General features: G+C 54.3%; 19 protein-coding genes and 1 tRNA gene. 11 read left to right on the plus strand and 9 right to left on the minus strand.

What is annotated here, in order from left to right; all coding sequences use genetic code 11:
- Positions 1-83: 83 nt before the first annotated feature.
- A complete protein-coding gene (ubiG, locus tag WFK85_RS04210; protein WP_166872251.1) occupies positions 84-803 on the minus strand; it encodes a bifunctional 2-polyprenyl-6-hydroxyphenol methylase/3-demethylubiquinol 3-O-methyltransferase UbiG in 720 nt (239 codons plus the stop codon).
- A 160-nt stretch (positions 804-963) separates the two neighbouring features.
- On the opposite strand from ubiG, the gene gyrA reads away from it, so the two are divergent.
- Both gyrA and rcsC read left to right on the plus strand, forming a co-directional pair.
- A complete protein-coding gene (gene gyrA / locus WFK85_RS04215; protein WP_336706943.1) occupies positions 964-3600 on the plus strand; it encodes a DNA topoisomerase (ATP-hydrolyzing) subunit A in 2637 nt (878 codons plus the stop codon).
- Positions 3601-3724: 124 nt separating this feature from the next.
- Positions 3725-6580 carry a two-component system sensor histidine kinase RcsC gene (rcsC, locus tag WFK85_RS04220; RefSeq protein ID WP_008459848.1) on the plus strand — a complete coding sequence of 952 codons (2856 nt, stop codon included), beginning with the start codon at positions 3725-3727 and terminating at the stop codon, positions 6578-6580.
- 64 nt (positions 6581-6644) lie between these two features.
- Here rcsC and rcsB read toward each other — a convergent pair whose 3' ends face one another.
- The gene (gene rcsB / locus WFK85_RS04225) at positions 6645-7295 is read right to left on the minus strand and encodes a response regulator transcription factor RcsB (RefSeq protein WP_008459849.1); all 651 of its coding nucleotides are present in this window, start codon (positions 7293-7295) and stop codon (positions 6645-6647) included.
- A gap of 16 nt (positions 7296-7311) precedes the next feature.
- Positions 7312-9975, minus strand: a complete 2664-nt coding sequence (rcsD, locus tag WFK85_RS04230; protein WP_166990990.1) for a phosphotransferase RcsD — start codon at positions 9973-9975, stop codon at positions 7312-7314.
- A gap of 837 nt (positions 9976-10812) precedes the next feature.
- Here rcsD and WFK85_RS04235 point away from each other — a divergent pair.
- From WFK85_RS04235 to mgtE, 6 genes are all read left to right on the plus strand, one after another.
- Positions 10813-11910 (plus strand): porin OmpC, encoded by a 1098-nt coding sequence (locus tag WFK85_RS04235; protein WP_166990993.1) that lies wholly within the window; start codon positions 10813-10815, stop codon positions 11908-11910.
- 130 nt (positions 11911-12040) lie between these two features.
- Positions 12041-13087, plus strand: coding sequence for an FAD:protein FMN transferase ApbE (gene apbE / locus WFK85_RS04240; protein WP_166990996.1), 1047 nt, complete (start codon positions 12041-12043; stop codon positions 13085-13087).
- 73 nt (positions 13088-13160) lie between these two features.
- Positions 13161-14234: a bifunctional DNA-binding transcriptional regulator/O6-methylguanine-DNA methyltransferase Ada gene (gene ada, locus WFK85_RS04245; RefSeq protein ID WP_336706946.1), complete on the plus strand. Its 1074-nt coding sequence runs from the start codon at positions 13161-13163 to the stop codon at positions 14232-14234.
- Positions 14234-14875 carry a DNA oxidative demethylase AlkB gene (alkB, locus tag WFK85_RS04250; protein WP_008459855.1) on the plus strand — a complete coding sequence of 214 codons (642 nt, stop codon included), beginning with the start codon at positions 14234-14236 and terminating at the stop codon, positions 14873-14875. Before ada ends, alkB begins: the two co-directional genes overlap by 1 nt.
- 83 nt (positions 14876-14958) lie before the next feature.
- A complete protein-coding gene (locus WFK85_RS04255) occupies positions 14959-16605 on the plus strand; it encodes a multidrug ABC transporter permease/ATP-binding protein (protein WP_166991002.1) in 1647 nt (548 codons plus the stop codon).
- 109 nt (positions 16606-16714) lie between these two features.
- A complete protein-coding gene (gene mgtE / locus WFK85_RS04260; protein WP_166872271.1) occupies positions 16715-18142 on the plus strand; it encodes a magnesium transporter in 1428 nt (475 codons plus the stop codon).
- Between the two features lie 111 nt (positions 18143-18253).
- Here mgtE and WFK85_RS04265 read toward each other — a convergent pair.
- The 3 genes from WFK85_RS04265 to WFK85_RS04275 all read right to left on the minus strand — a co-directional run bounded on the left by WFK85_RS04265 (position 18254) and on the right by WFK85_RS04275 (position 20417).
- Positions 18254-18330, minus strand: a tRNA-Pro gene (locus WFK85_RS04265).
- A 76-nt stretch (positions 18331-18406) separates the two neighbouring features.
- Positions 18407-20170: an LPS biosynthesis-modulating metalloenzyme YejM gene (yejM, locus tag WFK85_RS04270; RefSeq protein ID WP_336706950.1), complete on the minus strand. Its 1764-nt coding sequence runs from the start codon at positions 20168-20170 to the stop codon at positions 18407-18409.
- Between the two features lie 19 nt (positions 20171-20189).
- Positions 20190-20417, minus strand: coding sequence for a YejL family protein (locus WFK85_RS04275; protein ID WP_008459871.1), 228 nt, complete (start codon positions 20415-20417; stop codon positions 20190-20192).
- 136 nt (positions 20418-20553) lie between these two features.
- On the opposite strand from WFK85_RS04275, the gene yejK reads away from it, so the two are divergent.
- Positions 20554-21561 carry a nucleoid-associated protein YejK gene (gene yejK, locus WFK85_RS04280; RefSeq protein WP_008459874.1) on the plus strand — a complete coding sequence of 336 codons (1008 nt, stop codon included), beginning with the start codon at positions 20554-20556 and terminating at the stop codon, positions 21559-21561.
- 53 nt (positions 21562-21614) lie between these two features.
- Here yejK and WFK85_RS04285 read toward each other — a convergent pair whose 3' ends face one another.
- From WFK85_RS04285 to WFK85_RS04295, 3 genes are all read right to left on the minus strand, one after another.
- Complete coding sequence (locus tag WFK85_RS04285; protein WP_166991005.1) at positions 21615-22070, minus strand: DOPA 4,5-dioxygenase family protein; 456 nt, start codon at positions 22068-22070, stop codon at positions 21615-21617.
- Positions 22071-22164: 94 nt separating this feature from the next.
- Positions 22165-22449 carry a 50S ribosomal protein L25 gene (gene rplY / locus WFK85_RS04290; RefSeq protein WP_008459879.1) on the minus strand — a complete coding sequence of 95 codons (285 nt, stop codon included), beginning with the start codon at positions 22447-22449 and terminating at the stop codon, positions 22165-22167.
- Positions 22450-22576: 127 nt separating this feature from the next.
- Positions 22577-24337 (minus strand): DEAD/DEAH box helicase, encoded by a 1761-nt coding sequence (locus tag WFK85_RS04295; RefSeq protein ID WP_336706952.1) that lies wholly within the window; start codon positions 24335-24337, stop codon positions 22577-22579.
- Between the two features lie 198 nt (positions 24338-24535).
- Here WFK85_RS04295 and rsuA point away from each other — a divergent pair, with 198 nt between their 5' ends.
- Both rsuA and WFK85_RS04305 read left to right on the plus strand, forming a co-directional pair.
- Positions 24536-25237, plus strand: a complete 702-nt coding sequence (gene rsuA, locus WFK85_RS04300; protein ID WP_166872284.1) for a 16S rRNA pseudouridine(516) synthase RsuA — start codon at positions 24536-24538, stop codon at positions 25235-25237.
- Between the two features lie 15 nt (positions 25238-25252).
- Positions 25253-26449, plus strand: coding sequence for a Bcr/CflA family multidrug efflux MFS transporter (locus tag WFK85_RS04305; protein WP_166872287.1), 1197 nt, complete (start codon positions 25253-25255; stop codon positions 26447-26449).
- Positions 26450-26529: the final 80 nt, after the last annotated feature.

The following is a 26529-nucleotide window of genomic DNA, read 5'->3' on the forward strand; positions in this document are numbered from 1 at the left end:
TGCTGATTTCTTAAACTTCATCGATAATTGCGCAACGGTTCTGGCGCAATTATCGATAATCAATCCTTATACGATATGCCGATTTATGCTTCAGTATGCAGCATATAATTAACATCTACCCCTGGGCCCAGCTTGAATACGTTGGTGATTGGGTTGAAATGTAATCCGGTCATATGGCGCTCGCGCAGCGGGGTTTCATCCACCCAGCGTAAGAGTTCGGCGGGCTTGATAAACTTTTTAACATCGTGCGTGCCTTTCGGCACCATGCGCATCACATACTCAGCGCCGACGACGGCCATCAGCCAGGCTTTGCCGTTGCGGTTAATGGTAGAGAAGAAGACGTGGCCGCCGGGTTTGACTAAACGCGCGCAGGCGTGAACCACCGATTGTGGGTCAGGCACGTGCTCCAGCATTTCCATACAGGTTACGACGTCGTACTGCCCGGCGTGTTTGCTCGCGTGTTCTTCGACCGTCTCCTGGACATAGTCCACCTTAACGCCGCTTTCCAGTGCGTGAAGGCGAGCCACCTGCAGCGGTTCAAACCCCATATCCAGGCCGGTGACGTTGGCGCCTTCACGAGCCATGCTTTCCGCCAGAATGCCGCCGCCGCAGCCAACGTCGAGCACGGTTTTACCGAACAGCCCACCGGCGCGCTGGTTGATATAGCCTAAACGCAGCGGGTTGATGCGGTGCAGCGGCTTAAATTCACCTTCCAGATCCCACCAGCGGGAAGCGACAGCTTCAAATTTGGCGATTTCCTCGTGGTCGACGTTCTGCGTAACCGGTTGGTTTTCAGCATTCATTACAGCGGTGACTCCTTGCAGATGTTAAGGCTGGCAGTATATCAGGCTAACGGCGTGAATAAAGCGCCGACAATTGCGTTGAGGTTTCCCCACACAGGGCCGGATGTGTTATAATTTGCGACCTTTGAATCCGGGAAAACAGTAGAGGGATAGCGGTTACATGAGCGACCTTGCCAGAGAAATTACGCCGGTCAACATTGAGGAAGAGCTAAAGAGCTCGTATCTGGATTATGCGATGTCGGTTATTGTCGGCCGCGCACTGCCAGATGTCCGCGATGGACTTAAGCCGGTACACCGTCGCGTGCTTTACGCGATGAACGTATTGGGCAATGACTGGAACAAAGCATACAAAAAATCCGCCCGTGTTGTTGGTGACGTTATCGGTAAATATCACCCTCATGGTGATACCGCGGTTTATGACACCATCGTCCGTATGGCACAGCCATTTTCCCTGCGTTACATGCTGGTCGACGGCCAGGGTAACTTCGGTTCCGTAGACGGCGACTCCGCCGCGGCGATGCGTTATACGGAAATCCGTATGTCGAAAATCGCCCACGAGCTGATGGCAGACCTGGAAAAAGAGACGGTTGATTTCGTCGATAACTACGACGGCACCGAAAAAATTCCAGACGTCATGCCAACCAAAATTCCTAACCTGCTGGTAAACGGTTCATCCGGTATCGCAGTCGGGATGGCGACGAACATTCCGCCGCACAACATTACCGAAGTGATCAACGGCTGCCTCGCCTATATCGAAGACGAGAACATCAGCGTTGAAGGGCTGATGGAACACATTCCAGGCCCGGATTTCCCGACTGCCGCTATCATTAACGGCCGCCGCGGTATTGAAGAAGCGTATCGCACCGGCCGCGGTAAAATTTATATTCGCGCCCGTGCTGAAGTAGAAGCGGACGCGAAGACCGGCCGCGAGACCATCATCGTTCACGAAATTCCGTATCAGGTGAACAAAGCTCGCCTGATCGAGAAAATCGCCGAGCTGGTGAAAGACAAACGCGTGGAAGGCATCAGCGCCCTGCGCGATGAGTCTGATAAAGACGGTATGCGTATTGTTATTGAGATTAAACGCGACGCCGTGGGCGAAGTGGTGCTCAATAACCTGTATTCCCAGACTCAGCTGCAGGTTTCCTTCGGTATCAACATGGTGGCATTGCACCATGGTCAGCCGAAGATCATGACCCTGAAAGAGATCCTGTCTGCGTTCGTGCGCCACCGCCGCGAAGTGGTGACCCGTCGTACCATCTTCGAACTGCGCAAAGCCCGCGATCGCGCGCATATCCTTGAAGGGTTGGCTATCGCCCTGGCGAATATCGACCCGATCATTGAACTTATCCGTAACTCGCCAAATGCTGCCGAAGCGAAAGCGAGCCTGGTAGCCCGTTCCTGGGACCTGGGCAACGTTTCTGCAATGCTTGAGCGTGCGGGTGACGATGCCGCGCGACCTGAGTGGCTGGAGCCAGAGTTTGGCATCCGCGACGGTAAATATTTCCTCACCGAGCAGCAGGCTCAGGCGATTCTGGATCTGCGTCTGCAGAAACTGACCGGCCTTGAGCACGAAAAACTGCTCGACGAGTATAAAGAGCTGCTGGAGCAGATCGCTGAATTACTGCACATCCTGGGCAGCGCAGAGCGCCTGATGGAAGTGATTCGCGAAGAGCTGGAAGCGATGCGCGATCAGTTCGGCGACAACCGTCGCACCGAGATCACCGCCAACACCGCAGATATCAACATTGAAGATCTGATCAACCAGGAAGATGTGGTGGTCACCCTGTCTCACCAGGGCTATGTGAAGTATCAGCCGCTGACCGATTATGAAGCGCAGCGCCGCGGTGGCAAAGGCAAGTCGGCCGCCCGTATTAAAGAAGAAGACTTCATTGACCGCCTGCTGGTGGCCAACACCCACGACACGATCCTGCTGTTCTCCAGCCGTGGTCGCCTGTACTGGATGAAGGTTTATCAGCTGCCGGAAGCGAGCCGTGGCGCGCGTGGCCGTCCAATTGTGAACCTGCTGCCGCTTGAGCAGGACGAGCGTATTACCGCGATTCTGCCGGTGCGCGAGTACGCAGAAGGCATCAACGTGTTCATGGCAACCGCAAGCGGTACCGTGAAGAAAACTGCGCTGACCGACTTCAGCCGTCCGCGTTCAGCGGGCATCATCGCCGTTAACCTTAACGAGGGTGACGAGCTGATTGGCGTTGATTTAACTAACGGTAGCGACGAAGCCATGCTGTTCTCGGCGGCAGGTAAAGTGGTGCGCTTCAAAGAAGACGCCGTTCGTACCATGGGCCGTACCGCAACGGGCGTTCGCGGGATCAAGCTTGCCGGTGACGACAAAGTGGTGTCTCTGATCATTCCTCGCGGTGACGGCGCGATTCTGACCGTTACCCAGAATGGTTACGGTAAACGCACCGCGGCGGCCGAGTATCCAACCAAGTCTCGTGCAACACAGGGCGTTATCTCTATCAAGGTCACCGAACGTAACGGCAGCGTCGTTGGGGCGGTGCAGGTGGAAGATACCCACCAGATCATGATGATCACCGATGCCGGTACGCTGGTGCGTACCCGCGTGTCTGAAGTCAGCGTGGTCGGGCGTAACACCCAGGGCGTTATTCTCATCCGTACTGCGGAAGACGAAAGCGTTGTGGGCCTGCAGCGCGTCGCCGAACCTGTGGATGACGAAGAGCTGGACAGCATCGACGGTAGCGTGGCGGAAGGGGACGATGATATCGCGCCTGAAGCGGATACCGATGATGATGTTGCCGATGAAGCGGACGAATAATCCAGAATAGTCGTAAATAAAGGGTCGCTTTGGCGGCCCTTTTTGTTTGCCGTTGCGGGACAAAGGTTTTGCGGCTACCTTAAGCGCATCTCCGTTCACTCGCTCGCGTACTTTCAGGCCCAATTTGAAATACTTCGTCTCTTTTCGCAGCACCCTTAAAATTTCGCGCTACCTGTTCAGGGCGCTGGCGCTTCTGCTCTGGCTGCTTATCGCGCTGTTTTCCGTGTTTTACATCGTCAACGCGCTGCACGATAAAGAGTCGGAGATTCGCCAGGAGTTTAACATCAGCTTTGACCAGGCCCAGCGCTACATCCAGCGCACTTCGGACGTGGTGAAAGAGCTGAAGTACATTGCTGAAAACCGTCTCACGGCGCCCAATGGCGTGCTTCCTCCGCTCGATCAAAGCGCGGATAAAACCGAGGCGCCAACGTTTATGCCGCTTTTCCCGGACTCTGACTGTTCGGCAGTGAGCGTGACCTGGCGAAGCTCGCTGCAGTCTCTCTCCTGGTTCCTGCGCTACTGGCGCGATAACTTCTCCGCGGCGTACGACCTCAACCGGGTGTTCCTGATTGGCGGCGATAATCTCTGCATGGCAGATTTTGGGCTGCGTGATATGCCGCTGGAACGGGAAAACGCGCTGAAAACGCTGCATGAACGCATCATGAAGTATCGTACCGCGCCGCAGGATGAACGGGCGAACAGCATTTACTGGATTGGGCAGGGGCCGCGCCCCGGCATTGGCTATTTCTACACGCTGACGCCGGTCTATCTGGCGAACCGCCTCCAGGCGCTGCTGGGGATTGAGCAAACGGTGCGTATGGAGAATTTCCTGACGCCGGGCACGCTGCCTATTGGCGTCACTATCCTGGATGAAAACGGGCACCCGCTGATATCGCTGACCGGCCCGGAATCGCGCATTGAACCGGAAAGTCGCTGGATTCAGGATCGCTCCTGGTTCGGCTATACCTCTGGCTTTAAGGCGCTGGTACTAAAGAAAAACCTGCCGCCGTCCTCGCTGAGCGTGATTTACTCTGTGCCTGTCGATTTGGTGCTGGAAAGCATCAGAATGCTTATCCTCAATGCGGTTTTACTCAACGTCCTGGTAGGCATTGTGCTGTTTACCCTGGCGCGAATGTATGAGCGCCGGATCTTTATTCCGGCCGAGAGCGATGCCCAGCGGCTGGAGGAGCACGAGCAGTTCAACCGGAAGATCGTCGCGTCTGCACCCGTGGGTATCTGTATTTTGCGCACCCAGGACGGCACTAATATTCTGAGTAACGAACTGGCGCACAATTACCTCAATATGCTGACGCACGAGGACAGGCAGCGGCTGACGCAGATTATTTGTGGCCAGCAGGTCAACTTTGTCGATGTCATGACCAGCAACCACACCAATCTGCAGATCAGCTTTGTGCATTCGCGCTACCGCAATGAGAACGTGGCAATTTGCGTGTTGGTTGACGTCAGTGCCCGCGTGAAGATGGAGGAGTCCCTGCAGGAAATGGCTCAGGCCTCGGAGCAGGCGAGCCAGTCTAAATCTATGTTCCTCGCCACTGTCAGCCATGAACTGCGTACGCCGCTGTACGGCATCATAGGTAACCTGGATCTCCTGCAGACCAAAGAGCTGCCGAAGGGCGTGGACAGGCTGGTCACGGCGATGAACAACTCATCCAGCCTGCTGCTGAAAATCATCAGCGACATTCTCGACTTCTCGAAAATCGAGTCAGAGCAGTTGAAAATTGAGCCGCGTGAGTTTTCTCCGCGCGAGGTGATGAGCCACATTACCGCCAACTATCTGCCGCTGGTGGTTCGCAAGCAACTGGGGCTGTACTGCTTTATCGACGATGATGTACCGCTCACGCTGCAGGGTGACCCTATGCGCTTGCAGCAGGTTATCTCCAACTTACTGAGTAATGCGATTAAGTTCACCGATATTGGCTGTATTATCCTGCATGTTTCTATCAACGGCGATTACCTGAGCTTCCGGGTGCGCGACACCGGGGTAGGGATCCCGACCAAAGAAGTGACCCGGCTTTTTGACCCGTTCTTCCAGGTGGGGACCGGCGTGCAGCGTAATTTCCAGGGAACCGGGCTGGGGCTGGCGATTTGCGAAAAGCTAATCAGCATGATGGATGGCGATATTTCGGTGGATACCGAGTCGGGAATGGGCAGCCAGTTTACGGTGCGTATCCCGCTGTATAAAGCGCAGTTTGCGCCGAAGAATAATGTTGAAGGGCTGGCGGACAAGCGCTGCTGGCTGGCTATTCGCAATGATTATCTCAGTAGCTACCTGGAATCTTTGCTGATCAAAAACGGGCTACAGGCGCAGTCCTGGTCGGGTGAAACGCCGGGCAGCGACGATATTCTGATTACCGATGATAATCTGGTGGCGCCGTGGGGCGGCCGGGCGGCAATTGTCTTCTGCCGCCGCCATATCGGTATTCCCGTTGAATTTGAACCTGGCCGTTGGGTGCACAGCGTCGCAGCGCCGCACGAGTTGCTGCCGCTGCTGGGGCGGATTTACAGCATTACTGTGGATGTGCCTGGCAGTTCTCCGGCGCTGACGGCGGCCAGTGAGATAAGCGAGCGAAACGATGACATGATGATCCTGGTGGTGGATGACCATCCGATCAACCGTCGCTTGCTGGCCGATCAGCTCGGATCGCTCGGCTATCAGTGCAAAACGGCGAATGACGGGATCGATGCGCTGAACGTGCTCAGCAAAAATCATATCGATATCGTACTCAGTGACGTCAACATGCCGAACATGGACGGCTATCGCCTGACGCAGCGCATTCGCCAACTGGGGCTGACGCTGCCGGTCATCGGCGTGACGGCAAACGCGCTGGCGGAAGAGAAGCAGCGCTGTCTGGAATCCGGTATGGACAGCTGCTTGTCTAAACCGGTCACGCTGGATGTGATTAAACAGACGCTGGCGGTTTATGCTGCCCGAGTGCGAAGTACACGCGATGCCTCGTAAACTAAGCTCATAAAAAAGCCCCGCATGAAAATGCGGGGCTTTTTCTTGGTGGCCGTGGCGGAGATTACTCTTTGTCCGCCGGTGTCAGGCTCACTGAGGAAAGGTAATTCAGCAGGGCAATGTCGTTCTCGACGCCCAGCTTCATCATCGCTGATTTCTTTTGGCTACTGATAGTTTTGATGCTGCGGTTCAGCTTACGGGCTATCTCGGTCACCAGGAAACCTTCGGCGAACAGGCGCAGAACTTCGCTTTCTTTCGGCGACAGGCGCTTATCGCCATAGCCACCTGCGCTGATTTTTTCCAGCAGGCGGGAAACGCTCTCAGGGGTGAATTTCTTGCCTTTCTGCAACGCGGCGAGCGCTTTTGGCAGATCGGTTGGCGCACCCTGTTTCAGCACAATCCCCTCAATGTCGAGATCCAACACCGCGCTGAGGATTGCCGGGTTGTTGTTCATGGTTAGCACGATGATCGACAGGTTAGGGAAGTGGCGCTTGATGTATTTGATCAGTGTGATGCCATCGCCATATTTATCGCCTGGCATGGACAGATCGGTTATCAGTACGTTGGCTTCAAGCTTTGGTAAATTATTGATCAGTGCCGTGGAGTCTTCGAATTCACCGACAACATTCACCCATTCGATCTGCTCAAGAGATTTGCGAATGCCGAACAGAACAATCGGATGGTCGTCAGCAATAATTACGTTCATGTTGTTCATGTAATAGGCTACCTTGCTACAGCAGACTTTTGACGTAAGCATCAATGTCGCTGATATATTTTTGTATGTTTGAAGCATCACTTTCACGAATGTGGTGCTCCAACGTTTCACATAACTGTTTGCCGGGCACCAGATTCAGCATCGCAAACACGCCCTTCAGGCGGTGCGCAGTCTGCGCCAGAGCGGCAAAGTCGCCCGCTGCAGATTCAGTATACAGTCTGGTGACATCTTCCGGTACCGTGTCGACAAACAGCGCGTAATAACCGCTGGCGTGCAGCTGAGCGTTTTCGTCGCCGCCCAGAGGCGAATCGGGTGTGTCTTCCTCCGCCAGTTGGTTTTCAATCAGCTGCAGAACGGCGTCCTGCATCGCGTTGCTGATATTAAAGTTTACCCGGAACTGGCCAGGTGCAATCTTCCGCATCCCGTTTTCATCATCGCTTAAAAGCAAGCCCGAAGCAGTAAGATTAGACGGATTATCAGTGAGGAAGATATCAAAGTCTTGACTCGCGAGTCTTTCGTCCGGGGAAATGCAGTTCGCGCCCCAGTTTTCCAGCATGCGGGTCACAATCGTTCGGACCTCGTTGGAGGTGATATCCAGCATCGCCACAACGTCATCCAGCAGCCTCTCATCCCGAGAATCAGCCTGTGACTCTGCGGCCATCCTGATATGTAAATTATAGCGTGTGCCGATGTCCGGGCGCGTTTTGATGTTCAGATGCCCGCCGAGCTTACGAGCAAGGCGATCGCAAAGGTAGAAAGCCAGCCCGTTGGCCTGCCCATAGCGGTCTTCGCTGGTTTCGTTGAGGAACGGGAAGTGCAGGTTATCAATTTCACCGCCGCCGATACCGTTACCGGTATCCAGGACGCGGAACAAGAGGCGATCTGGCCCGGCTTCCTCCTCGCTAATATCAAGCGTGATCTTGCCAATCTGCGTAGTGGTCACGGAATAGTGCAGCAGCAGCTCAAGGATTTTGCGCAGCACGTCTTTGTCGCCGTGGCGTTTTTCATCGGCCGGCAGGTTATTGTTGATGAGTAGCTGCAGCCCTTTACGCTTGATAATCGGCAGCATCGACAGGGCAACTTCATCAATCAGGGACTGAATAGAAAACTCGCTGACGCTGGTTTTCCAGCTGTCGGCTTCCAGCATGTTGAGGAGCTGGATCTCGTCGACCAGACGGACAATGACCTGGGCATCATTTGCCAGCTGCAGATGTTTGCTGTCGTTAATTTCTGCGGCATGTTCCGCCAGTTGCTTAACCGGAAGCTGCAGGGCTTCGCCGATATGCTGCATGAAGGCGGCCCGGCCCTGCTGGTTTTTCTCATACAGACGCTGGGCCTGTTTGAGTTTTTTGTTCACCAGAATTTCGCGATCCTGATCGCGGATCACAAAAATCTGCGTGCGCGGGGCTATCTGGCTGCGGAACTGGCGAATCTCATACAGCTCGTTGTTGACCGTGGCCTGAATGACCCCCTGATGCTGGTCCGCCATCGAAATAATATTTTGCAAATTCAGGTGGGGGAGCAGGTGATCGGCAATTTTATTGCTGATCACGGTACGGTTCGCGTCGAGGTCGTGAACCAGCAGGCCAAGGGGCAGGATCGCGACAATCTCTTCATTTAGCGCACGCAGTATTTGCAGCTCGCCATTCCCCGAATTGCTTTCCGCCTGCCGCTGAGGCTGCTGGCGGAAGGTTGCAAAGCCAAAAACGGCCAGACCGAGCAGCGCGATGTTCAGCAACAGCGGCAGAAGAATATTTTGCAGCGTGTCCATCATCAGCGTCCCAAACGGAACTTGCCACACCAGCTGGAGCTGCGTCGTCGCTACCGGAGCCGTAATTTCAATTCGTGCACTATTAAAGTTAATGCTGACGCTGTCCGGATCGTCTTTATCCGTTGAAGTTGTCGCGGCTGTCCGCTGGCGTTCGTCAGGATCCAACTGGAAGCTGTCCAGGGACATAGTGGGCGGGATAAGATCGTTAATCGGCAGATCGAATGCGACCACGGTTGCCAGATGCCCAGGCTGGTTAAAGGTGGTTCTCAGCGTGAAATAATGGCCGTTTTGCCAGTTAAGTTTGCGCAGAGGCGAGAAGCTTTCCCGCTCATCGAGGGCATTAGCCTGCTGCAGCATCTCCGCGCGGCGTGAATCCACGATGGTACCGACGCCGGAGTCTTTAAAACCAGATGACAGGTCCTTGAGCGGCAGCGTTGAGACCAGAATCATGCTGTTGTCCTGGCCATTAAGGTAGTACATCGACCAGGGGCTACTTTCCGCTCCCCACAGCGTGTCCAGGTAGCCGGATATTCGCTGCGTCATTTCCAGCGTGGAGCTGTCATGGGAGCCAAAAATCAGCGCCTCGGTTTTGCTTCGCGGTTTATCGAGGTAATAGACGTCCTGACGCAGACGGGTTTCCTGGAGATTTTCGCCAGAGGCTGCCGGGGCCGTCGCGATGTTGTCGTAGATTTGCCATGTGGCGTAGCGGTAGGTTTCTACACGCTTATGCAGAGCATGGGTGATATCGACAATCTGGTAGCTTTTGTCCTTTAGCCAGGCATTAACGGCGCTTTGCACCAGGACGCCCATCGAGACGAGCAGAACGACGATCAGCAGCAAAAAGAAGCGGGTAATGTTGCCGGGGAACAGTGAAAACTTATTTAGCGGCGTATTTTCAGACTGGCTCATTGTATGTATGCAACCCGGCGAAGCCTCGCCAATCCTGGATGATAGGTAGCCCAACTGCTTGAGTGAGCCGTTTCGCCTTAGCGGTTTAGCGCTTGCAGATGCTAAGAATACCTTTATATGGCGGTGTCGTCAGCAATCTGACGCAGTATAAGGTGTTCTCCGTTTTTTTTCAGGTGACTGATTATTAGGAAAAATCCTTAAATAATAATTTACCTTAAGTCTTGTTGGTAATTTGTACAGCTGGGCGAGATTTGTACAAATATTTTCTGAGGGTATGTTGGGCGTGGGAAATAGAATTGTTTAAGAAAAATCCGCATTCTGTATGAAATATGGAGAAAAAAAGCAGGCTGATTAATTAACAGACGTTACAAATTGCATAGCTAGCACACAGATATTAAATTTGTGTAAAGATGAGTAAAAAAAAACCGGATGCAAGCATCCGGTACTAATAGGGGTAAACGGACATTCAGATTCGAATGACGGTAATAAATAAAGTTAATGATGATAGCGATAATGATTCTATCGCCTAAGTTAATAAAAAAATTATCATTGAGTGCTACTTTTTTATTTTAGATATAACTCATTGATTTTATTGTGTTGTTATTATTTTTTGATTATTAATGCTTATATTTTTAGCTATTCGTGCTAAAAAAAGTTCCCTCTAATTTACATTTAGATACATCTATATTGATAAATGAAACATCTATATAGTTTTCGTATCATATTCTCGTTGGATTATTCAGTATTTGTTTTGGACAATGAATTTGCCGACTGATTAGAGGGTTAATCAGTAAGCAGTGGTAAATAAAATAAGGCATATAACAGAGGGTTAATAAGATGAAAGTTAAAGCACTGTCCCTTCTGGTACCGGCTCTGCTGGTAGCAGGCGCTGCAAATGCAGCCGAAATTTACAACAAAGACGGCAATAAATTAGACCTGTACGGTAAAGTTGATGGTCTGCACTATTTCTCCAACGATAAAACCGCTGATGGCGACCAGACCTACGTTCGCTTTGGCTTCAAGGGCGAAACCCAGATCAACGACCAGCTGACCGGTTACGGCCAGTGGGAATACAACGTTCAGGCGAACAACACTGAAAACTCCAGCAACCAATCCTGGACTCGTCTGGGCTTTGCTGGTCTGAAGTTCGGTGATGCAGGTTCTTTCGACTACGGTCGTAACTACGGCGTTGTTTACGATGTCACTTCCTGGACCGACGTTCTGCCAGAATTCGGTGGCGATACCTACGGTTCTGATAACTTCATGCAGTCTCGTGCTAACGGCGTGGCAACCTACCGTAACACTGACTTCTTCGGTCTGGTTGATGGCCTGAACTTTGCTCTGCAGTATCAGGGTAAAAACGGCAGCGCCAGCGGCGAAGGTCAAACCAACAACGGTCGTGACTACCAGCGTCAGAATGGTGACGGCTTCGGTGGTTCTGTAACTTACGCCCTGGGTGAAGGTTTCAGCGTTGGTTCAGCGATCTCCAGCTCTAAACGTACTACCGCTCAGAATGCTGCTGGCGTACTGGGTCACGGTGACGATGCAACCACCTACACCGGTGGCCTGAAATACGACGCGAACAACATCTACCTGGCTACTCAGTACACCCAGACCTACAACGCAACCCGCGCTGGCAGCCTGGGCTTTGCTAACAAAGCACAGAACTTCGAAGTGGTTGCTCAGTACCAGTTCGACTTCGGTCTGCGTCCATCCGTGGCTTACCTGCAGTCTAAAGGCAAAGACCTGGAAAACGGCTACGGCGACCAGGACCTGCTGAAATATGTTGATGTGGGCGCGACCTACTACTTCAACAAAAACATGTCCACCTACGTTGACTACAAAATCAACCTGTTGGACAAAAATACCTTCACTCAGAATGCGGGCATCGGTACCGATGACGTTGTGGGTGTAGGCCTGGTTTACCAGTTCTAATTCTGTTAAAGCAGATAAAGGCGCCGCAAGGCGCCTTTTTTATGTCTCAAACCTCAATGGCTCGCCGCTTGCTCCCTCTCCCGGCCGCTTTTGCTGTACCCTTACGCTCCCGAAACTGGAGACTGACACCATGGATTTACGCATTATTCGTCACGGCTGGCTTGCCGTCGCTCTTTTTGCTCTCTCAGGCTGCGATAACGCTCAGCCTGACGCCACAAAGGCCATGGTACTTGAGGGGAAAACCATGGGAACTTACTGGCGCGTGAGCCTGGCGGACGTTGATGATGCACAGAAAGCCTCACTGCAGAAAAAAATTCAGGATCAGCTGGATGCCGACGATCGGCTGATGTCGACCTGGAAAAAAGACTCGGCGCTTTCCCTTTTTAACCAGTCCGCCAGCACTGAGCCGTATCCGGTGAGTGAGGCGATGAGTGATATTGTCACGATGTCGCTGCGCATCGGTGCGAAAACCGATGGGGCGATGGACATTACAGTCGGGCCTTTGGTCAATCTGTGGGGCTTCGGGCCCGATAAACAGCCGCTGCACACGCCGAATCAGGCACAAATCGATGCCGCCAAAGCCTTAACCGGTTTGCAGCATCTGAAGGTGGTGAATGCTGCCGGTAAGCAATGGCTGCAAAAAGATCTTCCCGGCCTGTATGTCGATCTGTCGACCATCGGGGAGGGTTACGCCGCCGACCATCTGGCCCGCCTGATGGAGCAAAATGGCATTAGCCGCTATCTTGTTTCTGTCGGAGGCGCGGTCACCACCCGCGGCACTAATCCGGCGGGAAAAGCCTGGCGGGTGGCTATTCAGAAACCGACCGATCGGGAGAATGCCGTGCAGGCAATGGTGGATATCAACGGCCACGGGATCAGTACCTCAGGCAGTTACCGCAACTATTACGAGCTGGACGGTAAGCGTATTTCCCACATCATTAACCCACAGACCGGGCGGCCTATTGAACATAAATTAGTTTCCGCTACCGTCATTGCACCAACGGCGATGGAAGCCGATGGCTGGGACACGGGGTTGATGGTCTTAGGGGAAGAAAAAGCCAAACAGGTTGCGGAGAAAGAAGGCCTGGCCGTTTACCTTATCAGCAAAGAAGGGGACGGATTCCGGAGCTGGATGTCGCCTCAGTTCAAAACCTTCTTGCTTGACGAAAAAAATTAAAAAGCAAGAACCCGAGTTTTTCATCCGGCCTGTGCTGCCATGATGGTATCGTTAAATTAAGCATGAGGTCGCGATGATGAAGCAGACAAACGGGTATATTACAGAGCAGCAGCGCTGGCAGGCGGTGGAACAGCGCGACACGCAGGCCGACGGGCAATTCGTTTTTGCCGTCAAAACCACCGGTATTTTCTGCCGGCCTTCCTGCAGCGCTCGCCGTCCGCTACGTGAAAATACCGCTTTCTACGCCACACCCGAAGCGGCGCTAGAGGCCGGGTTTCGCGCCTGCAAGCGCTGTCAGCCGGATAAGCTTGCCCCTGAGCGCCAGCGAGTGGCGCGCATTGAAGAAGCTTGCCGGATTATTGAATCCAGCGAAGTGCCGCTGACCCTGGATGAGCTAGCCGGGCGGGTCGCCATGAGCAGCTTTCATTTCCACCGCCTCTTTAAAAGCGTCACGGGCCTGACGCCAAACGCATGGCAAAAAGCGCATCGCGCTCGTCGTTTACGTGCTGGCCTGGCACAAGGGAAAGGGGTGACAAACGCCATTTTTGATGCGGGTTTTCAGTCAGGGAGCGCGTATTACCATCAGGCGGATGCTGCGTTGGGCATGACGGCAAGCCAGTATCGTAAAGGTGGTGCCCGTGCTCATGTCCAATTTGTAGTTGGCACCTGCCAACTGGGGGAATTCCTGGTGGCGGAAAGCGAGCGCGGTATTTGTGCAATCCTGTTGGGTGAGAACGCCGAAACGCTTATCGGTGAGCTGGAAACTGAATTTCCTTCGTCACAACTTACTCCGGGCGATGAGGCATTCGCTTCACGCGTGGCACAGGTCATTGGTTTTATCGAATCGCCTACGGCTGAGTTTTCGCTGCCGCTGGACATTCGCGGGACGGCATTTCAGCAACAGGTATGGCAGGCGTTACGATCCGTTCCGCCAGGAACTACCGTTAGCTATAGCGAACTGGCGGAACGTATCGGTAAACCTGCTGCCGTGCGGGCGGTGGCTGGAGCCTGCGCGGCTAATACGCTTGCAGTCGCCATTCCCTGCCACAGGGTGATCCGCAGCGACGGTGGTTTGTCCGGCTATCGCTGGGGCGTGGAGCGCAAGCGTCGGCTGCTGGAAAACGAAACGAGAAGGCAGAAAGAATAATGCTGGATTTGTTTGCTGATGAATCTCCGTGGGAAGAGCCGCTTGCCGAGGGCGCGACAATTCTGCGGCGCTTTGCCCGGGAAGAGGCCGCCGCGCTGCTGGCCGGTGTTGGGCAGGTTTCTCAGCAGGCGCCTTTCCGCCATATGGTGACGCCTGGCGGCTACACCATGTCGGTGGCTATGACCAACTGCGGCGCATTAGGCTGGAGCACAAATCAGAATGGTTACCTCTATTCGCCACAGGATCCGCTGACCGGGCAGGGCTGGCCATTGATTCCGGAAGTATTTCTGTCCATTTGCCACCGAGCCTCGCGCGCGGCGGGTTATCTGGATTTTGAACCCGACGCCTGCCTGATCAACCGCTATGCCGCAGGCACCAAACTCTCTCTTCATCAGGATAAAGACGAGCCTAATTTGCGCCAGCCCATTGTTTCGGTTTCGCTTGGCTTGCCTGCCATATTTCAGTTTGGTGGCCTGCAGCGCGGAGACCCTTTGCAACGTATCATGCTGGAGCATGGTGACGTTGTGGTATGGGGGGGCGCGTCACGGCTTTTTTATCACGGTATTCTGCCGCTCAAACCCGGTTTTCATCCTCTCACCGACCAATTCCGCTACAACCTGACCTTTCGTCGTGCTTCGTAAGGCGAATAAAAATAAGAATTATTCTTGATGTGGGCGGCGAGCCGTTTAAACTGCTCGCTGTTTTATTTTGCCGGTAGGGAATTATGGAGCTACTTCGTGTGGTTTATCGCCAGTATCGCTGGCCTTTTGTAATGGTCATGGCGTTAAGCCTGGCCAGTGCGGCGCTGGGCATTGGCTTGATTGCGTTCATTAACCAGCGTCTGATTGAGACACCCGATCTTACCTTCGCGGTTCTGCCAGAGTTCATGGGATTACTCTTGTTGCTGATGGCCGTGACGCTGGGTTCGCAGCTGGCGTTAACCACCCTTGGACACCATTTTGTTTTTCGTCTGCGTAGCGAGTTTATCAAGCGCCTGATGGACACCGACGTAGAGCGCGTCGAGCAGTTGGGCAGTGCTGCGCTGTTGGCGGGGCTAACCAGCGACGTGCGCAACATTACGATTGCCTTTGTTCGCCTGCCGGAACTGGTACAAGGCATTATTCTGGCTATCGGTTCCGCAGCTTACCTTGCCTGGCTGTCACCTAAAATGCTGGGCGTGACCACCGTATGGCTGGTTATCACCATTGTGGGCGGTTATCTGCTGGTGGCGCGGGTATACAAACACATGGCCCAGCTTCGTGAAATTGAAGACCAGCTTTATCACGATTATCAAACCGTTATCGAAGGGCGTAAGGAACTGGCCCTGAACCGCGAACGTGCGGAGCGGATGTACGAAGACACCTACACGCCTCACGCTGCCGATTATCGAAACAATATTATCCGCGCAGATACCTACCACCTTAGCGCCGTGAACTGGTCCAACATTATGATGCTGGGTGCGATTGGGCTGGTGTTTTATATGGCTAATAGCCTGGGCTGGTCCGACACCAACGTAGCGGCAACCTTTTCTTTAACGTTGCTATTTTTGCGTACGCCACTCCTTTCCGCCGTCGGGGCGTTACCGACGCTGCTGAGCGCCCAGGTTGCCTTCAATAAGCTGAATAAGTTCCAGCTCGCCCCGTACGATGCTGCGTTCCCCCGTTCGAAGGCCGCCGGGAACTGGCAGCAGATTGAAATGCGCGATGTAGTGTTTCAATACGGGGATAATAGCTTTAGCGTTGGCCCGCTGAACCTCACTATCAAGCGCGGGGAACTGCTGTTTCTGATTGGCGGTAACGGCAGCGGAAAATCGACCCTGGCGATGTTGCTGACAGGACTTTATCAGCCGGTCAGCGGGGCGATTTATCTTGATGGCCAGCGCGTTGAGGCCCGGACGCAGGATGACTACCGTCGGCTATTCTCAGCGGTATTCACCGACGTTTGGCTGTTTGACCGCCTTCTGGGGGCACAGGGTAAACCGGCTAATTCTGAGCTGGTAAACAGCTGGCTCGAGCGGCTGAAAATGAGCAGTAAGCTAGAGCTGGACAACGGTACCATTCTCAACCTCAAGCTTTCGAAAGGGCAGCGCAAGCGCGTGGCGCTGCTGCTGGCGATAGCGGAAGAGCGAGATATCATCCTGCTCGACGAATGGGCCGCAGACCAGGATCCTCATTTCCGGCGTGAATTCTACCAGGTATTGCTGCCGTTAATGCAGCAAATGGGGAAAACGGTCTTTGCCATCAGCCATGACGATCACTACTTTATTCACGCTGACCGGCTTCTGGAAATGCGCCAGGGCCAACTCAGCGAGCTGACCGGCGACGAGCGGGCACAAGCTTCACGCGATGCCGTGGCAAGAACGGGTCATTGAGTCAGCGCCACCTAAACAAAGTAAAAAAACCAGCCAATTAAGGCTGGTTTTTTGTTTTCTTCATCCCGTCAGGCTATAAACTAACTCGTCGTTTCCAGGGAATTATTTTATGACCGCCATTCAGAAGTACAGCACCAAAGAGCGTGACCAGGACAGGGCGCGTATTCTGCAGATTCTGTTGACCAACAAAGCCGTCGCCAGCGGTATTCTGGCCAAAGAACCTTTCGCTGAAACACAGAGCGCCGAGCAGGATATCGCCGAGATAGTGACGCTGGTTGGGCGATTGCCCGCGCCGGATCTCGCCGATGTCCTGGAAGCCTTGCCAACGGAAGAGCGCTTAGCGCTATGGAGCCTCGTCACCGAAGACCGACGCGGTAGCGTGCTGGTTGAGGCTTCAGAGACGGTCTGGGATGACCTGATTGAAGATATGAGCGATAAAGCGCTGCTTAATGCGCTGCGCCCGCTGGATATCGACGATCAGATCTATCTGGCGCAGTACCTTCCTCGCGATCTGGTCGGGCGTTTGCTGGCCACGCTGCCGCAGAATGAGCGCACGCAAGTTCGCCAGATCCTGCATTATGACAAGCACAGCGTTGGCGCAATCATGGATTTTGAAGTGATCACCGTGCGTCCAGATGTCACGCTTGCCGTTGTGCAGCGCTATCTTCGTATTCGCGGCAAAGTACCGCAGAACACCGACAAACTGTTTGTCACCAGCCGGGACAAAACGCTGTTGGGTGAGCTGGACCTCACCGCGATTCTACTGCATTCGCCGCAAACGCCGGTGCTGAAGGTGATGGACGACAACCCCACCTGCTTCGCGCCGGAAGATCATGACGAGCAGGCCGCGCGTACCTTTGAACGCGATGACTTGATCAGCGCCGCAGTGGTTGACAGTACCGGCAAGCTGATGGGGCGCTTAACGGTGGATGAGATTGTTGACGTGGTGTACGAGGAAACCGACAACGACCTGCGCCGCATGGGCGGCCTGAGCACCGAAGAGGATGTTTTTGCACCCGTCAGCAAAGCCGTGCGCACCCGCTGGGCCTGGCTTGCCATTAACCTTTGTACGGCGTTTGTGGCCTCACGCGTGATTGGATTATTTGAACATACCATTTCGCAACTAGTGGCTCTGGCATCGCTGATGCCGATCGTGGCGGGCATCGGTGGTAACACAGGTAACCAGACGATCACCATGATTGTGCGTGCGCTGGCGTTGCAGCATATTCAGGCGGGTAACATCTCCTTCCTGATGCTGCGTGAGCTTGGCGTCGCGTTGATCAACGGGCTGGTCTGGGGAGGCGTGATGGGGGGCATTACCTGGCTGTTGTACAACGACGCGGCGATGGGCGGCGTGATGACGCTGGCGATGATCCTGAATCTTCTGGTCGCGGCGCTGATGGGCGTCGTGATTCCAATGACGATGACCAAACTGGGCAAAGATCCTGCCGTCGGCTCAAGTGTGATGATCACCGCGATTACCGATACCGGCGGATTCTTTATCTTCCTGGGGCTGGCTACGCTGTTCCTGTTGTAAGTGTAAAACACCGCACAAAGCCGCCAGTTCAGGCGGCTTTTCTTTTGGCTGTTCAGGCAAAATCCAGGCACAAAAAAACCAGCCGTAAGAGGCTGGTTTTCAATGTTTATTTGGTCGGCACGAGAGGATTTGAACCTCCGACCCCCGACACCCCATGACGGTGCGCTACCAGGCTGCGCTACGTGCCGACGCAGAAGAATCATAGTACATTTTTCCGCGTTGATTGCAAGGGAATACGCAGCTAACTGTCTTATAAATAAACAATTAGTTGGCGATGAAGCGCTTCTCGTCAGTCAGCACCTGCAGCAGCAAATCAAGCTGCGGCTTGGTTTCATTGATCCGTTTGCCCTGCAGATCGTACATCCGATAGTTGCCGTTGTTATTCAGCACCAGCGTCATCTCGGGCGTTGTCACGGCCAGGGTTTGATTGTCGGCACCAATCACCCAATTGTTACGGCGCGTCGCGGCAAATAAATCCTCCCCCTGAGAGTACTCATTGGCTGCCGTTTTAACGTGCAGCAGACGCTGCATCAGGGTGGTCATCACGTCCTGATGATCGGTGAGTTTGGTGATGGTCTGCGCAGGTGTGCCCGGCCAGTGAATCACCAGCGGCACCTGAATCCGCGCACGTGACCAGGCGAAAGAGTCACGCTGGTCGCCGAGCGGAATCCCGTGGCCTGCGGTAATGATAACCACCGTGTTTTGCAGCTTGCCTGCCGCTTCCAGCGCATCCAGTACGCGTTTAATTTGCTCATCAACATTACCGGCTGCGCGGGAATAGCGCTGCTCAAAGCCCTGTTGATTTCCGTTATCGTCGATGCTGGTGCCGTTAAAGGCGACCCAGGAGAACCAGCGATTGTCCTCGGAAGCATACTGGTTAAGCCAACTGATCCACTGTGTTGCCGTCTGGCCGTCGGTCTGGTTTTTGGCCGGGCGCAACGAGAAATCAGACAGCAGGGCCTGGCGGTACATCGCCGAGTTAAAGCCGTCGGATGCAAACAGGCCAAGCTGGTAGCCCTGCTGATTTAAACCCGTAATCAGTGCGGCAGGGGTGCGGTTTGACAGCACACCGTCCATATAAGCCGGGGAGATACCGTAGAACAGGCCGAACATGCCGCTATCGGTGTTATTCCCGGAACTCATGTGCTGAGTAAAGCGGATATTATCGTGGGCAAATGCCTTCAACGCCGGCATATCTTTGCTCATGTTTGCGGCATTCAGCCCGTCAACGGTAATCAGCAGCACATTGTTACCAAGACCCATATCGCGAAATTGCAGATTACTCAGCGGATACTGGACCGACAGCGCTGCCGGGCTACCTTGCTCCACCAGCCTGCGCTGGTATTCCTTGGCATCCAGCAGGCCGTGTTTTTCAAGGAAACGACGGGCGGTCATTGGGTATGAGAGCGGCAGATTAGCCCGCTGCATGGTAATCGGGCGATAGAAGTTAGCATCCGCCCAGATGTACATCAGGTGGCTACTAAAGAAAGAAATAAAGAACAGAATCACTAAAGGACGCGCGTATTGCCGACGACGCCCGAGGCTGCGCAGTTTTTGCCAGCTCCATGTCGCAAACAGCATCTCAATAAGCAAAATCACCGGCACGCTGATAAACATCAGCTGCCAGTCACGGGCCATCTCCCCCTGGTCAGGGTTAATCACCAGTTCCCAGACGGTGGGATTCAGGTGGAGGTGGAAACGCGTGAAAACTTCGCTGTCTATCAGCAGTAACGTCATGCCCGCAGTGGCCAGGGCCGCGCTAATAAAGCGCAGCAGGCGCTGCGACATGACGATAAACGTCAGCGGAAAGATAAGCAGTAAATAGGCGGCAAACACCAAAAAACTGAAGTGCCCAACAACGCTCACGTACGAATAAATTCGCCCCGTCAGCGTCGTTGGCCAGTCGGCGATAAACAGATAGCGGCTACCCAGCAGCATGGCCAGCAGGATATTAAACAGGGCGAACCAGTGCCCCCAACTGACCATTTGGGAAACTTTTTCGCGGTAGCGCTGACGGTTAGTCACCATAACTTGTTACGATAGTTCCTTAGTGGGCTTTATCTTCGCTCACCGAAGCTTGAAGCGCCTCAGCAAAGGAGCGAGCCAAAGGACGACGCTGAGCGGACGCCACGTCGGTGTTTATCAGATTGGTGACCATATTTCCCAATACCATCAGGGAAAGATCGGTAGGCGCGTGGTGTTTTTCCAGCACGGCTGCCAGTTCGGTCAGCATCGCTTCAACTTGTTCGTCACTGTAGCGGGATGTTTGTGGCATAAATTAAAAATCATTCGTATTCGGGAAAGGGCATTATCTTACCGTAGCAGGGACGATTTTTCCGCTTTTTTATCACGACTTGCGTCCCGGGAGCGGCAGTGGTTGAATACCGCCCGGTCTTAAAGGAGAGTTTAACATGAGTCTGGATATCAACCAGATTGCCCTGCATCAATTGATTAAGCGCGATGAGCAGACGCTGGACGTCGTGCTGCGCGACTCGCTGCTGGCAACTGACGGTGCCGTCGAAGAGATGATGGCGGAACTGCATCGCGTATATAGCGCTAAAAATAAAGCTTACGGCCTGTTCAGCGAAGAGAGCGAACTGGCCGAAGCGCTGCGCCTGCAGCGAAATGGCGATGAGGATTTTCTTGCCTTTACCCGTGCGGCGACCGGTCGTCTTCGCGATGAGCTGGCAAAATACCCGTTTGCCGACGGCGGTATCGTGCTGTTCTGCCATTATCGATATTTGGCGGTCGAATATCTGCTGGTGGCGGTGTTGAACAATCTGAGCAGCATGCGCGTTAACGAAGAGCTGGATATCAGCGCGACTCACTATCTCGATATCAACCATGCGGATATCGTGGCGCGTATTGATTTGACCGAGTGGGAAACCAACCCGGAATCTACCCGCTACCTGACCTTCCTGAAGGGCAGAGTGGGGCGCAAAGTGGCCGATTTCTTTATGGATTTCCTGGGCGCCAGCGAAGGGTTGAACGCCAAAGCGCAGAACAAAGGTCTGCTGCAGGCGCTGGACGACTTCACGAACGAAGCTCAACTGGACAAAAACGAACGCCAGGCCGCGCGCCAGCAGGTTTACGCTTACTGCAACGAACAGCTTCAGGCGGGGGAAGAGATTGAACTTTCTTCGCTGGCGGATGAGCTGCCGTGGGCGGTTGACGACAAAAACTTCCAGCAGTTCACCGCCGAAAAAGGCTATGAGCTGGAAGAGAGCTTCCCGGCGGATCGCGGCACGCTGCGGCAGCTGACCAAATACGCTGGCAGCGGCGGCGGGCTGACGATTAACTTCGATGCCATGCTGCTGGGGGAGCGTATTTTCTGGGATCCGGCAACCGACACCCTAACTATTAAGGGGACGCCGCCGAATCTGCGCGATCAGCTTCAACGCCGTTCCTCTGGTAAATAACCTGTCAACACGGCCCGCCTGTTTTTAGCCGGGCCGTATCATCCTGCTGATGCTTAAGGCGACACCGTCGGGGCAGTATTCGGGATGTAGTCTGGCTCCGGTCCTTCGTTTTCAGGCAGTTGCTGCAAATGGCGGATCTCCAGCTTTTGCCCCATCCAGACGGCGTGATCGGTATGATCGGCCCTGGGTTGCCCGGTGTTGGGATGCAGCAGTACGGTTAACCCGCAGCGGTTCAGCATCAACCACGGCGCAAATCGAGCAAACGCCTCCGGCATAAAAGCAACCTGATACATTGGCAGCGCATGAGGGCCAACGGGCACATCGTGCCAGCGCCCCAGCAGGACTGAAAAACGCAGCGCAATCTCTGCCCGAATCCGTTCCGCAATCAGCCTTTGTTCAGGCGTCTCGAAATAGATATGGGCGTGGTAGCTTTGTATCGTCCTGATAGCCTGGATATCCTTCTCTACGGCGGGTACCCGCGATGCACCCGCAGGGATTTTTTCAACCATGGAATTTGTCTCTTTTGGCCAGGCGTGGCGTCGGAAATGCTTATATAACAAAAAACCCCGCCGAAGCGGGGTTTTTTTCGAACTTAACTCGCGATTAAGCGCGAACGAAGTCGATGTGAGTCAGTTTTGGCTTGAACGGGTGACGCTGCACAGCCTGAACTTTCACTTTTACTTCTTTACCGTCGATAGACAGGGTCAGAACTTCTTCGTAGAAACCAGGTTTAGCCTGCTGGTTCATTACGGCGTCGTGATCCAGTTCGATGGATACAGGAGCTTCCGCGCCACCGTAAACGATAGCTGGGAATTTGTTTGCTGCACGCAGGCGGCGGCTCGCACCCTTGCCATGCTCTTTACGTTCTACTGCATTGATAGTAAACATTGACTGTTTCTCTTTAAATAAGCCTGCTACAGGCGACCCAGCAGCAGGTAAAGTTTTCTGCTTTGCGGATGCAAAAGCGGGCGGCATTATAGCCGTATCCGGCTCTGCCGGCAATGAAAAGTACCCGTTAACCGCGTAATTCGTTGGCCCGGCGGAAGCGCCCCTGGTAGTCAAAAACCTTTTCACGGACGTTCCAGAACTGGCCATTTTTACGGGCTACCACAAAATCTGGATGGCGTAGCAGCGGCTGCTGAGCCACAACATCCGCGACGGTGATCCAGCGTAACGGCACGCCGGGCGCGCGCGAGTGCGGGCGGATAAACAACTGTTCGAACGCCATGCGCTGGGCCGGCGTCTGGAGACGGAAGCGCTCGCTGACGTCTGCGCCATCTTCGTCGTAATAGGTGATTTTAAGCCAATCGCCTTTAGCGTCTCCGCCGGACTGAAGCGTCATGCCGCTGCAGCGCAGCACCAGGGCATCTTTCAGCTTCAGCGCCGCTTTAAGCATATCGTCCGGGTCGACCAGGACGTGGTCACACTGATGGCAGCGGCGGGCGGCGATATCGTTTTCAGCATTGCAGTTTGGGCAGTTTTTGAAGCGGAAGCGGTAATCGCACTGCTCGCGCAGGCCGTCATCGTCTTCAAACCAGCCCTGACAGCGGCGGCCAAAGTGTTCAATCACCTTGCCATCAGCGGTGGTTTTTCCCCAGAAGGTATTGGCAAACCCGCAGGCAGGGCAAAAAACCTGCACCGGCACGTTGTCGCTCCTCCCTTTGGCGTGGCCCACTTCCGGTGTGAATAAATCGTGTGGGTTTCCGGCATAGTCGAGAATCAAACAGTCTTTTTTCCCCGGAGAGAGACGCAGGCCGCGACCAACAATTTGTTGGTAAAGGCTCACGGACTCGGTAGGGCGCAGAATGGCTATCAGATCCACGTGCGGCGCGTCAAAGCCGGTGGTCAGTACCGCCACGTTCACCAAAAAGCGGAACTGCTGATTTTTAAAAGCGTCGATGAGCGTGTCGCGGGCAGGGCCTGGCGTGTCGGCTGTGATCAGGGCTGCATCGTTTGCAGGCAAGAGGGCGGTTATCTCTTTCGCGTGCTCTACCGTGGCGGCAAAGATCATCACGCCGCGTCGGTCTGCGGCAAATTCAACGATCTGGCTAATGATATGCGGCGTGATGCGTTTTTGTTGTTTCAGCTCGCGGTTCAGATCCGCCTCGCTGAACAGCCCGTTGGACTGCGCCTGCAGACGGCTAAAATCGTACTGCACCACCGGCATATCCAGCCGTTCCGGCGGCGTCAGGTAACCATGCTTAATCATATAGCGCAGCGGGAGCTCGTAAATGCAGTCGCGAAACAGCGCCTTTTCATCGCCGCGAACCATGCCGTGGTAATGAAACTGATAAATCCAGCCTTTGCCGAGGCGGAAGGGCGTGGCGGTCAGCCCCAATAGCCGCAGCCGGGGATTGTTGCCGCGCAGATGCGCCAGAATTTGCTGATACTGGCTTTCGTCACTGTCGCCGATGCGGTGGCACTCATCGACAATCAGCAGGGAAAACTCACCGTGGAAATGCTCGAGGTTGCGGGCCACGGACTGAACGCTGCCGAACACGACTTTGCCCTGGCTTTCCTTGCGCTGCAGGCCAGCGGCGAAAATATCTGCCTCCAGCCCGAGAGAGACATACTTCGCATGGTTTTGCGCCACAAGCTCTTTCACATGAGCCAGCACCAGCACGCGCCCGCGCGCCACTTTTGCAAGCTCCGCAATCACCAGGCTTTTGCCCGCACCGGTGGGCAACACGATGACGGCAGGTTCAGGGTGCTTGCGGAAGTAGCTGAGGGTGGCATCCACCGCTTCTTGCTGGTAAGGACGAAGAGTAAAAGACATGGCCGGGCGGTTTTTCAACCTTGTTATCAAATGACTGCAACGATTATGCCATAAAGCACCGTTTTACCTTGAGAGAGTTTTTGATGTCGCTATACTGGCAAACTAATTATCAGGCAAACCAATTTCCACCTGAATGTGGGCTCCAGCCCCTGCCGCACGCTCACTTGTCGGCACCTTCATGAAACAGGCAATACACTAATGCGACTCGACAAATTTATCTCTCAGCAGCTCGGCATCAGCCGTGCTATTTCTGGCCGTGAAATCCGTGCTAACCGCGTCACCATTGACGGTGAAGTTGTGCGCGACGCCTCTTTTAAACTGCTGCCGGAACATCAGGTCGCGTTTGACGGTAATTCACTGACCCAGCAGCACGGCCCTCGCTACTTCATGCTGAACAAGCCGCAGGGGTACGTCTGTTCTACCGACGATCCCGATCACCCAACGGTGCTTTACTTCCTCGACGAGCCGGTGGCGCACAAGTTACATGCTGCAGGTCGTCTGGATATTGACACCACCGGCCTGGTACTGATGACGGACGACGGCCAGTGGTCACACCGCATTACCTCTCCACGCCATCACTGCGAGAAAACCTATCTGGTGACGCTGGAATCACCGGTTGAAGAAGGCACGGCGGAACACTTCGCCAAAGGCGTTCAACTGCATAATGAGAAAGACCTCACCAAACCTGCCGTGCTGGAAGTGATTACGCCGACGGAAGTGCGTCTGACCATCAGCGAAGGCCGTTACCATCAGGTAAAACGCATGTTTGCCGCCGTGGGCAATCATGTGGTTGGCCTGCACCGTGAGCGGATTGGCGACATCGCCCTGGATGCTGAACTGGCGCCGGGGGAGTACCGTCCGTTAACCGAACAGGAAATTGCCAGCGTCGGCATGCCCTAATCACCGGAGTCACTTTTGAGCCGTAAACAGAACTCTTCTGTCGGTATTATCGTAATCCTTGGCCTGCTGGCGATGCTGATGCCGCTGTCCATTGATATGTATTTACCGGCGCTGCCGATGATAGCCCAGGGCTTTAATGTCCCGGCGGGCAGCGCACAAATGACCCTCAGTACCTATATTTTGGGTTTTGCCATCGGGCAGATCTTCTACGGGCCGATGGCCGATAGCCTTGGGCGCAAGCCGGTGGTGCTGGGCGGCACGCTGGTGTTCGCGCTGGCGGCAATTGCTTGTGCGCTTTCACAGACTATCGATCAGCTAATTTGGATGCGTTTTCTGCACGGCCTAGCGGCCGCGGCGGCGAGCGTGGTGATCAACGCCCTGATGCGCGATATCTATCCGAAGGAAGAGTTCTCCCGGATGATGTCCTTCGTGATGTTGATTACCACCATTGCGCCGCTGGTAGCGCCAATGATCGGGGGCGCAGTGCTGGTGTGGTATAGCTGGCACACGATCTTCTGGATTCTGGCTGCCGCCGCGCTGCTTGCATCGGCGATGATTTTCTTCTTTATTCACGAAACGCTCGCCCCAGAAATGCGGCAGAAGTTTAATCTGCGCACCACGGCGGGCAATTTCGCCACGCTTTTCCGCCATAAGCGGGTGCTGAGCTATATGCTGGCCAGCGGCTTCAGCTTTGCCGGGATGTTCTCGTTCCTCAGCGCCGGGCCGTTCGTCTACATCGAATTAAACCATGTATCACCGCAGCACTTTGGCTACTACTTTGCGCTGAACGTTGTGTTTCTGTTCTTCATGACCATGATCAACAGCCGCTTTGTGCGTCGGGTTGGGGCGATCAACATGTTCCGTACCGGGCTATGCATTCAGTTTGCTATGGCGGTATGGCTGGTGGTCAGCAGCCAGCTGGATTTTGGCTTCTGGGCGATGGTGCTTGGCGTGGCGGTGTTTATCAGCTGCGTGTCGCTGGTGTCATCCAATGCGATGGCGGTCATTCTGGATGAATTCCCGCATATGGCCGGCACGGCGTCTTCGCTGGCCGGAACATTCCGCTTTGGCATTGGCGCGTTAACCGGGGCGCTGCTCTCGGTGGCCACCTTTAACACCGCGTGGCCGATGATCTGGTCTATTGCTATTTGTGCGACGGCCTCCGTGCTGTTCTACTTCTACGCCAGCAAAGCCCGCCACTCGAAAGCCTGAAAACTGCGGGCGTTTCTGTTCAGAAACGCCCGTACTCTTCCCGAAAATTCCCGTATAATCTCTGTTGATATAGGATATAT

Source organism: Cedecea sp. VD22 (assembly GCF_037150195.1).
GTDB lineage: Bacteria > Pseudomonadota > Gammaproteobacteria > Enterobacterales > Enterobacteriaceae > Cedecea.

Excerpts from the sequence above, each read along its gene's own strand:
- ubiG (WP_166872251.1), bottom strand. The coding sequence starts at position 803 with ATGAATGCTGAAAACCAACCGGTTACGCAGAACGTCGACCACGAGGAA.
- gyrA (WP_336706943.1), top strand. The coding sequence starts at position 964 with ATGAGCGACCTTGCCAGAGAAATTACGCCGGTCAACATTGAGGAAGAG.
- rcsB (WP_008459849.1), bottom strand. The coding sequence starts at position 7,295 with ATGAACAACATGAACGTAATTATTGCTGACGACCATCCGATTGTTCTG.
- rcsD (WP_166990990.1), bottom strand. The coding sequence starts at position 9,975 with ATGAGCCAGTCTGAAAATACGCCGCTAAATAAGTTTTCACTGTTCCCC.
- WFK85_RS04235 (WP_166990993.1), top strand. The coding sequence starts at position 10,813 with ATGAAAGTTAAAGCACTGTCCCTTCTGGTACCGGCTCTGCTGGTAGCA.
- apbE (WP_166990996.1), top strand. The coding sequence starts at position 12,041 with ATGGATTTACGCATTATTCGTCACGGCTGGCTTGCCGTCGCTCTTTTT.
- ada (WP_336706946.1), top strand. The coding sequence starts at position 13,161 with ATGATGAAGCAGACAAACGGGTATATTACAGAGCAGCAGCGCTGGCAG.
- alkB (WP_008459855.1), top strand. The coding sequence starts at position 14,234 with ATGCTGGATTTGTTTGCTGATGAATCTCCGTGGGAAGAGCCGCTTGCC.
- WFK85_RS04255 (WP_166991002.1), top strand. The coding sequence starts at position 14,959 with ATGGAGCTACTTCGTGTGGTTTATCGCCAGTATCGCTGGCCTTTTGTA.
- mgtE (WP_166872271.1), top strand. The coding sequence starts at position 16,715 with ATGACCGCCATTCAGAAGTACAGCACCAAAGAGCGTGACCAGGACAGG.
- yejM (WP_336706950.1), bottom strand. The coding sequence starts at position 20,170 with ATGGTGACTAACCGTCAGCGCTACCGCGAAAAAGTTTCCCAAATGGTC.
- WFK85_RS04275 (WP_008459871.1), bottom strand. The coding sequence starts at position 20,417 with ATGCCACAAACATCCCGCTACAGTGACGAACAAGTTGAAGCGATGCTG.
- yejK (WP_008459874.1), top strand. The coding sequence starts at position 20,554 with ATGAGTCTGGATATCAACCAGATTGCCCTGCATCAATTGATTAAGCGC.
- WFK85_RS04285 (WP_166991005.1), bottom strand. The coding sequence starts at position 22,070 with ATGGTTGAAAAAATCCCTGCGGGTGCATCGCGGGTACCCGCCGTAGAG.
- rplY (WP_008459879.1), bottom strand. The coding sequence starts at position 22,449 with ATGTTTACTATCAATGCAGTAGAACGTAAAGAGCATGGCAAGGGTGCG.
- WFK85_RS04295 (WP_336706952.1), bottom strand. The coding sequence starts at position 24,337 with ATGTCTTTTACTCTTCGTCCTTACCAGCAAGAAGCGGTGGATGCCACC.
- rsuA (WP_166872284.1), top strand. The coding sequence starts at position 24,536 with ATGCGACTCGACAAATTTATCTCTCAGCAGCTCGGCATCAGCCGTGCT.